The sequence below is a fragment of the Microbacterium sp. genome, assembly GCF_031178525.1.
Taxonomy (GTDB): Bacteria; Actinomycetota; Actinomycetes; order Actinomycetales; family Microbacteriaceae; genus Microbacterium.
The window spans coordinates 1-8,538 of record NZ_JAPSJA010000108.1 but is presented as its reverse complement, the minus strand read 5'-3'; the positions used below and the strand labels follow the sequence as shown (position 1 = coordinate 8,538).

Annotated in this window: 6 protein-coding genes and 1 pseudogene; 3 read left to right on the top strand and 4 right to left on the bottom strand. The window is 72.4% G+C overall.

Annotated features, from left to right (window positions below):
- Positions 1–631 (top strand): annotated as a pseudogene (locus RIF89_RS08485) (1-deoxy-D-xylulose-5-phosphate reductoisomerase); the annotation flags it as partial.
- A 117-nt stretch (positions 632–748) separates the two neighbouring features.
- On the opposite strand, the gene RIF89_RS08480 reads toward RIF89_RS08485, so the two are convergent.
- The 3 genes from RIF89_RS08480 to RIF89_RS08470 all read right to left on the bottom strand — a co-directional run bounded on the left by RIF89_RS08480 (position 749) and on the right by RIF89_RS08470 (position 3,908).
- Entirely contained in the window at positions 749–2,374 is a 1,626-nt protein-coding gene (locus RIF89_RS08480; protein ID WP_309068686.1) for a UDP-N-acetylmuramoyl-L-alanyl-D-glutamate--2,6-diaminopimelate ligase, read from the bottom strand.
- A 146-nt stretch (positions 2,375–2,520) separates the two neighbouring features.
- Positions 2,521–3,216, bottom strand: a complete 696-nt coding sequence (locus RIF89_RS08475) for a YcnI family protein (protein ID WP_309068685.1) — start codon at positions 3,214–3,216, stop codon at positions 2,521–2,523.
- A gap of 116 nt (positions 3,217–3,332) precedes the next feature.
- The gene (locus tag RIF89_RS08470) at positions 3,333–3,908 is read right to left on the bottom strand and encodes a hypothetical protein (RefSeq protein ID WP_309068684.1); all 576 of its coding nucleotides are present in this window, start codon (positions 3,906–3,908) and stop codon (positions 3,333–3,335) included.
- Positions 3,909–3,979: 71 nt separating this feature from the next.
- Between RIF89_RS08470 and RIF89_RS08465 the strand changes: the two genes are divergently transcribed.
- Positions 3,980–5,269: a M50 family metallopeptidase gene (locus tag RIF89_RS08465; protein WP_309068683.1), complete on the top strand. Its 1,290-nt coding sequence runs from the start codon at positions 3,980–3,982 to the stop codon at positions 5,267–5,269.
- 41 nt (positions 5,270–5,310) lie between these two features.
- On the opposite strand, the gene RIF89_RS08460 is transcribed toward RIF89_RS08465, so the two are convergent.
- The gene (locus tag RIF89_RS08460; RefSeq protein WP_309068682.1) at positions 5,311–7,266 is read right to left on the bottom strand and encodes a chorismate-binding protein; all 1,956 of its coding nucleotides are present in this window, start codon (positions 7,264–7,266) and stop codon (positions 5,311–5,313) included.
- A 278-nt stretch (positions 7,267–7,544) separates the two neighbouring features.
- Here RIF89_RS08460 and ispG point away from each other — a divergent pair.
- Positions 7,545–8,538 (top strand): flavodoxin-dependent (E)-4-hydroxy-3-methylbut-2-enyl-diphosphate synthase (ispG, locus tag RIF89_RS08455; protein ID WP_309068681.1); only part of this gene is annotated, 994 nt, incomplete at its 3' end.

Below are 8,538 nucleotides of genomic sequence, written 5' to 3'. Positions count from 1 at the left end.
CGGCCCGTTCCGCGGGCGCCGCCGCGAGCAGCTGGAGGGCGTCACGCCCGCAGAGGCGCTGAAGCACCCGAACTTCGCGATGGGCCGCGTCATCACGACGAATTCGGCGACGCTCGTGAACAAGGGCATCGAGGTCATCGAGGCGCACCTGCTGTTCGACGTGCCCTACGAGAGCATCGAGGTCGTCGTGCATCCGCAGCAGTGGATCCACTCGATGGTCGAGTTCCACGACGGTTCCACCATCGCGCAGGCGGGACCGCCCCGCATGCTGGTGCCGATCGCGCTGGGCCTGTCGTGGCCGGAGCGACTGGCCGACGTGGACGTCCCGATCGACTGGACGCGCGCGCAGAGCTGGGACTTCGAGCCGCTCGACGACGACGCGTTCCCCGCCGTGAAGCTGGCGAAGCAGGTCGGCGCGGCGGGCTCGACCTTCCCCGGCGTCTACAACGCCGCCAACGAGCAGGCCGTCGATGCGTTCCACGACGGACGCCTGCCGTTCCTCGGCATCGTCGACACGGTGCGCCGCGTGGTCGATGCGCACGAGCCTCCCGCGGAGCTCACGCGCGCGTCGCTCGCGGACGCGGAGACGTGGGCGCGCGCCGAGGCCGACAGGATCATCGGTCGGCTCTAGGCGGGGATCGGCAGAGACGTCTCCGCGCTTCAGGTTGAGGCGGCGCGACCGGCGAGGGATCGCCGCGACCCGCTCGTCGAGCGGACGCGAGGACTGCTGACGGCGTCGCCGCCCGGCTCACTCGGCGCGCGCGTACGGGTCGTTCCAGCGGCGCTCACCCACGGGCCAGCCGGCGTCGTCCAGCGCGCGACGCGCGAGCTCGCGGCCGGAGTAGAACAGCCGCACGCCCTGCACCTCGCGGTGGTCCTGGTGACCGGGGCCGAACCAGATGATGGCGTCGCCCGGACCCACGAGCTTCACCGCGTCGACGATCGCCTTCTCGGGCGGCACGACCTCGTACGCCTCATCCGCGGACTTCACCGACAGCGCCCCCTCGAGCAGCATCCGACGCACGACGGCGGGATCCTCCCAGCGCGGGTTGTGGTCGGTGATGATCACGACGTCGCCGTAGTCGCCCGCGGCCTTGCCCATCGCGAACCGCTTGGTGGTGTCGCGGCTGCCGTCCGCACCCATCATCACGACGAGCTTGCCGGTCGTGACCTTCCGCATCGCCTCGAGCGTCTTCTCGATGCCGACGGGGGTGTGGCCGAAGTCGACATAGACCGCGGGGCCGCTCTCGCCGGCGGCGTGGATGCGCTCGGCGCGACCCGGCAGGTGCGCGCGGATGGCGCCGTCCTTCGCGATCGCCCCGGTGATCCGCTCCCACGAGTAGCCGGCCTCGAGCAGCATCAGGATCGCCATGCCGGCGTTCGCCGCCATGTGCGGGCCGATCACGGGCACGAACGACGTGAACGTGCGGCCGTCGGTGTTGTTCGTGAGCGTGAAGCCCGTGCCGTCGAGGGTCTCCTCGAGCACGGTCACGGTCCACTCGGCGGTCGCGGCGAGATCCTGATCGACCGCGATCGCGGGCGTCGCGATGGTCACGACGGGCACCTCGGCGCGCTGCACGACCTCGGCGCCGGCAGGGGTGTCGAGCGAGACGACCGAACGACGCGCGCGATCCGGGCGGAACAGCGGCAGCTTCGCCTCGAGGTACTCCTCCATGTCGGAGAAGTCGTCCATGTGGTCATGCGAGAGGTTGGTGAACGCGCTGACGTCGAACACGATGGCGTCCACGCGGTGACGCATGATGGCCTGCACGCTGACCTCGATGGCGGCGGCCTCCACGTGGCGCTCGCGCATCACCGCGAGCAGGGCGTGCATCTCGTAGGCCTCGGGGGTCGTGAGGCGCGCCATGACGGACTCGCCCGCGATCGTGCGAAGGGCCGACGAGGACAGGCCCGACACGACGCCCATCTGCGACAGGATGCCGTCGAGGATGTGCGTGATGCTCGTCTTGCCGTCGGTGCCGGTGGTGCCCAGCAGGATCGGCAGGTCGTGATCCGTGCCGAAGGCCCACTTCGAGAGCTCGCCCAGCATGCCGCGCGGGTCGTCGACGATGACGATCGGCAGGCCGGCGGGCTCCGCGATGTCCGCGCCCTGGGCGTCGGTGACGATCGCGACCGCGCCGGCGTCCGCGGCGGCCTGCGCGAACTCCGCGCCGTGCCTGTTGCGGCCGTTGATGGCGACGAACACCTCACCGGGGTGCAGATCGCTGGTCGCGAGCGTGACGCCGCGGACCTCGATCCCGTCGAGGGATCCGCGCGTATCGCGCCCGAAGCGCTCCGCGAGCTCGGTGAGACGGCGCCGCGGCGGGTTCTCGGGACGCAGGACCGGCGGGATGTTCGATGCAGGCTTCGTCATGGCCCTACAAGTCTCGCACGCGGGGCAGATCGCGCCCGGTACCGGGCATGGGCCGCGTCGCCCGCGGGAGGGGCCGACCGCGCCGACCGCCCACGGCCGATGGGCCAGGCGGCGCGCTCGCGCGGAGCGCACCGCCCGGTCGTGGATCAGCGGCGCGCGCGACGCCAGGCGAGCAGCGACACGACGAGCGCGGCGACGCCCGCGACGAGTCCGCCGGCCCCGAGGGCCACGGGGAGCGGATCCGCCGCCGGCTCAGCGGCCTCCTCGGACGACTCGGCCGTCTCGTCGGACGCCGACGCGTCGTGCGCGTGGGACGCGGACGCGCCGTGCCCGGTCGAAGCCGCCTCTCCCAGTGCCACGGTCGGCGCCGGGTGATCAAGCGCGTGCGGGTCCTCGCCGTCGGCGGCGATCTCGCTCCACGACGTGGCGCCGTCGACGCATACCTGCTCGACGGGGAAGGCCAGCGTCTCCTCGGCGTCCTCGGCGTACTTCACACCGAGCTCGATGGTCGCGCGGCGGTCGTCCGCCACGGGCTCGTCGGCCGTGTACGTGACCTGCGTGACGAGGCCGTTCGAGGCGTCGCGCTCGACGTCGATCGCCCAGCCCGGGGCGATCGTCGGCGTGACGGAGTCGAGGCCATCCGGCATGTCGATGCGCAGCGCGGTGGTGGGCGAGCCGTCGCAGCCGTGGCCGAACGCGAATGTCAGGACGTCGTAGCCGCCCGCGACGGGGGCGTCGGGCGTGACGGTGACGTGCGCGCTCGCGGCGAGCGGAGCGGCGAGCACGAGGCCGGCCGCGAGGGTGATGCCGGCGGCGATGCGGGTGCGTTGGGTGATGGGCATGTCGGTCTCCAAGTGATGAGGGTGCGAGCGAGCGCGCGGATCCGCGCCGTTCGGCGCTCGCGGTGAGGGATCTGCGGCGTGCGCCGATCGGCGCGCACCCGGCGGGCGCGCGCGGCTCAGGCGCTTCGCGGAGCGGGCGGACCGCGCAGGGAGACGGAGGACAGCACCCGCGACACGACGGGCCGCGGGACATCGGGGAGGCGAGAGGGCGGCGCGACCGGCGCCGCGGCGCGGGGCATACCGACCCGGCGCAGCACGGCGACGGTCTCGCGCGCGATGGCGCGGACGACGCGCTCGCCGCGCCACAGCAGCGCGACGGTGAGGATCGCCGAGACGGCATGCGCCGCGTACATGCCCGCGCTCTCCGTCGGCGGCGCGGCGACGACGAGCGCGACGCCTGCCGCGTGGTGCGCGTGACCGGCGCCGATGCGGTCGCCGGTGGGGGAGCCGAGCAGCTGGAACGCGCCGTGGAAGGCCGCCTGGCTCAGCGCGACGGCGGCCGCGAGCCGTGGCAGGCTCGCGCGCGGCCCGACGACGCCGCTCGCGACGGGCGTCAGGAGCGCGATCATGAGCGCCACGAGCAGAGGTGCCGGTGCGGGCCCGCCGGCGATCGTGTGCGACGTTGCGGCGAGGAGCGTCGCGACGCTTGCGGCAGCGGCACCGCGGAGGGTGCGCAGCTGCCGGGTCGTCACCCCACGAATCTACCCGCGCGGCCCGGGTCCGCCGCCACGCGATTCAAAGGTTCCGGGCATACCGTTGTCGCGTGGCCGTGCTTGCGTTCGTGATCGGTGTGCTCATCGTCGTGGTGGGGCTGGCGGTGTCGATCGCGCTGCACGAGATCGGACACCTCGTCCCTGCCAAGCGCTTCGGCGTGCAGACGAGCCGGTACATGGTGGGCCTGGGCCCGGTGATGTGGTCGAAGCAGATCGGCGAGACCGAGTACGGCGTCAAGCTGCTGCCGATCGGCGGCTACGTGTCGATGGCGGGGATGTATGCCCCGGTCCACGCGAAGGCCCGCACGCGCGGCATGCTCGCGACCCTGGTGCAGGATGCGCGCGACGCGAACCACGAGACCCTCGTCGGCGTCGACGACTCGCGTGCCTTCTATCGCCTCGCCGTCTGGAAGCGCGTCATCGTGATGCTCGGCGGTCCGGTCATGAACCTGCTGCTCGCCCTCATCCTGTTCACGGTCCTCTACACGGGGATCGGCATGCAGCAGACGACGACGACGATCGACACCGTCGCCGAGTGCGTCGTGCCCGCCGGCTCGACCGCGACCGAGTGCGCGCCCGACGCCGAGGCGTCACCGGCATACGCCGCCGGTCTGCTGCCCGGGGACGAGCTCGTCTCGCTCGACGGCCAGGACGTCGCCACGTTCGCGGAGGCGTCCGCGATCGTGCAGGCGCACCCGGATCAGATGATCCCGGTCGTTGTGCTGCGAGACGGCGCGCAGGTGGAGCTGTCGATGACGCCGGTGCTCGCCGAGCGTCAGGTGGCGGGCCCCGACGGCGAGGTCGCCACGCAGAGTGTGGGCTTCGCGGGGATGACGGCGGCCGTCGAGCGGGTGCACCAGCCGATCTGGGCGGGGGCGCAGGCGACCGCCGACAACCTGGGCCGCGTCGCGGGCATCATCGTTCAGCTCCCCGTGCAGCTCTGGAACACGGCCGTCGACCTCTTCACGGGACAGGAGCGCGACCCGAACGGTCCCCTCAGCGTCGTCGGCGTCGGCCGGCTCGCGGGAGAGGTCGCCGCGGCCGAGGCGCCCATCCTGGACCGTGTCGCGGCGATGGTGGGCCTGCTCGGCTCGGTCAACATCGCGCTGTTCGTGTTCAACCTGATCCCGCTGCTGCCGCTGGACGGCGGTCACGTCGCGATCGCGCTGTGGGACGGCATCAAGCGCGGCTGGGCGCGGCTGCGGGGCAGGCCCGAGCCGGCCCCCGCCGATGCCACTCGCTTCGTGCCGGTGGCGCTCGTCGTCGTGGTGCTCATGATCGGCATGGGCGCTCTGCTCTTCGCGGCCGACATCTTCAACCCCATCACGCTCGCGGGCTAGCGCTGACGGGCGTTCCCGCCGGCACGGCGGGAAAGGCGCGGCTACGAGCCGACGGCGTGCGTCACGAGGCGTTCGAGCGTGCGCATGCCGTCGCGCGAGAGGATCGACTCCAGGTGCCCCTGCACGGACGCGAACCCGCGGCCGCGCAGCGCGTACACGTCGCCGGTCGTGGCCTCGGCGGCGACGTCGACGACGCCCACCTTGCCGCACCGCGTCTCGCTCGGGGTGAGCCGCGAGACCCCGGGCATCACGCGCGCCGTGAAGGTGTTGTAGAACCCGATCGAGGCGGGCTCGCCGAACACGTCCACGGTCTTCTGCAGGCCCTGGTGCGGGCTCGCCAGCGGCTTCAGGCCGATGCCGATGCGGTCCGCGAGGATCTGGTGGCTCAGGCAGACGGCGAGCAGGGGAGTGCCCGCCTCGAGCCGGCGGTGCACGAGGTCGCGCACGCGGGCGATGCGCGGGTTCGCGGCGTCCCGCGGGTCGCCGGGCCCGGGGCCCGACACGACGATCTCGGCCGCATCGACATCGGCATCAGCGACCTCGCTCCAGTGCGCGATCCGCGCGTCCAGGCCGAGGTGGCGCAGCTGGTGCGCGAGCATCGTGGTGAAGCGGTCCTCGGCGTCGATCACGAGCGCCGAGCGGCCCGCGAGGGGACCCGGATCGGAGCCCTGCGGCTCGAGCCAGAACGGCGCGAGCCGCGCGTTGCGCGATGCGAGCAGCTCCGCGATGCGGGGATCCTCGGCCAGAGGGCGCCGCTCCGGGGTCGGCTCATCCGGATCCGGCACGGGCGCCTCCCGCGGGACGGCGCCGATCGCGCCGAGCACGCCCGCGGCCTTGCCGTGGGTCTCGGAGACCTCGCCGTCGGGGTCGGAGTGGCGCACGAGGGTCGCACCCGCCGGCACGCGCAGGCGGCCGTCCGTCAGGTACGCCGTGCGGATCAGGATCGGCGCGTCGAGGTCGTGTCCGCCGTCCGCCCGCGGCGTGAACAGCGCCGCGACGCCGGAGTAGTAGCCGCGCGGGGTGCGCTCGTGCCGTCGGATCACCGCGCACGCGTTCTGCATGGGCGAGCCCGTCACGGTCGGGGCGAACATGGTCTCGCGCAGGATGTCCCGCGGGTCGAGGCGGCTGGTGCCGCGCAGCATGTACTCGGTGTGCGTGAGGCGCGACATCTCCTTCAGATGCGGGCCGGTGATCCGCCCGCCGTCGCTGCACACCGCGCTCATCATCTTGAGCTCCTCGTCGACGACCATGAAGAGCTCCTCGGTCTCCTTGGTGTCGGTGAGGAACGCCGCGAGCGTCTCCGGCGTCGCCCCGCCCGCAGGATGGCGGAACGTCCCCGAGATCGGGTTCATCGTCACGACGCTCGCCTCGCCCGCGGCACCCGTCTGCGCCGTGACGTGGGCCTCGGGGCTCGCGCCGACGGCGATGTGGCCCGGGGTGACGACCGCGAACGTCCAGTAGGCGCCGCGCTCGTGCTGCAGCAGGGCCCGGAACCATGTCAGCGCCGCGAGGCGCGGATCCGCGTCGACGCCCGCCGTGTAGTCGCGTCGAATCACGAAGTTGGCGCCCTCGCCGCGCCCGATCTCGTCCGTGATGACGCGGCGCACGATGTCGGCGTACTCCGCGTCCGGGATGTCGAAGCCCGCGTCCGTGAGCGGGATCGTCTCGGTCGGCAGCGTGGCCATCGCATCGGCCAGGTCGACGCGCTCGTGCGTCTCGACGAGCAGGCAGCGCAGCGGCGCGTCGTCATCGTGCGCCTCGAAGCCGCGCTCGCGCACCTGGCGGTAGGGCACGAGCGCCAGCACCTCGCGCGGCGCACCGGTGGCGTCCTGCAGCGGGATGTCGGCGAGCAGCTCGACGTCCCGCACGGGTCCCGTCAGCACCTCGATGGCGTCGACGGATCCGGATGCGCCCGCGCGCGCGATGAGCGCGAACGACGCGTCGGGATCCGCGGCGAGGCGGTGGATCAGGTCGGCGGTGGGGGTGGGCCCGGTCATCGGGTTCTCCTCGGCGGTGCGGCGGCCTGACATACAGAAAGACCGCCTGGAGCGGCGGTCTGTTCTCGAGGTTCGCGAAAGCACCGCCTAGGAGGCGGGCCACCAGGAGGTGAGGTTCGCGAACATGCCACGAAACGTACCACAGCGCGGGCGGACGGCGTCGCCGGGGCAGGATGGCGCACGCTCGTCCACGCCCGCTCGCTCACGCGGATCCGTGTGTCTGCTGGGTAGCCGCCGCCGTCCAGCCCGGGTTCATCCGCGCGCATTAACCTTGAGGCGTGCCAGCCGTGAACCTCGGGATGCCGCGCGTCCCCGAAACGCTCGCCCCGCGTCGCAAGTCCCGCCAGATCAAGGTGGGCAAGGTGCTCGTCGGGGGCGACGCTCCCGTCAGCGTCCAGTCCATGACGACGACGCCGACGACCGACATCAACGCGACGCTGCAGCAGATCGCCGAGCTCACGGCGTCTGGCTGCGAGATCGTGCGGGTCGCGGTGCCGAGCCAGGACGACGCGGATGTGCTGCACATCATCGCGAAGAAGAGCCAGATCCCGGTCATCGCCGACATCCACTTCCAGCCGAAGTACGTGTTCCAGGCGATCGACGCGGGCTGCGCGGCCGTGCGCGTCAACCCGGGCAACATCCGCAAGTTCGACGACCAGGTCGGCGCGATCGCGCAGGCCGCGCGGGCCGCGGGCGTCTCGCTCCGGATCGGCGTGAACGCCGGTTCGCTCGACCGCCGTCTCCTCGAGAAGTACGGCAAGGCGACCCCCGAGGCGCTCGTCGAGTCGGCCGTGTGGGAGGCGAGCCTGTTCGAGGAGCACGACTTCCACGACTTCAAGATCTCGGTCAAGCACAACGACCCGATCGTGATGGTGAAGGCCTACCGTCAGCTCGCCGAGCGTGGCGACTGGCCGCTGCACCTCGGCGTGACGGAGGCGGGCCCCGCCTTCCAGGGCACGATCAAGAGCGCCACCGCGTTCGGCATCCTGCTGGGCGAGGGCATCGGCGACACCATCCGCGTCTCCTTGTCGGCGCCGCCGGCCGAGGAGGTCAAGGTTGGTCACCAGATCCTTCAGTCGCTCAACCTGCGCGAGCGCAAGCTCGAGATCGTCTCGTGCCCGTCGTGCGGCCGTGCGCAGGTGGACGTCTACACGCTCGCCGAGAACGTCACGGAGGGGCTCAAGGACGTCACGGTCCCGCTGCGCGTCGCCGTCATGGGCTGCGTCGTGAACGGACCCGGCGAAGCACGCGAGGCCGACCTCGGCGTCGCGA

What these genes read in the sequence shown, in the direction of transcription:
- RIF89_RS08480 (WP_309068686.1), bottom strand. Translation starts at nt 2,374, where the DNA reads ATGACGAAGCCTGCATCGAACATCCCGCCGGTCCTGCGTCCCGAGAAC.
- RIF89_RS08475 (WP_309068685.1), bottom strand. Translation starts at nt 3,216, where the DNA reads ATGCCCATCACCCAACGCACCCGCATCGCCGCCGGCATCACCCTCGCG.
- RIF89_RS08460 (WP_309068682.1), bottom strand. Translation starts at nt 7,266, where the DNA reads ATGACCGGGCCCACCCCCACCGCCGACCTGATCCACCGCCTCGCCGCG.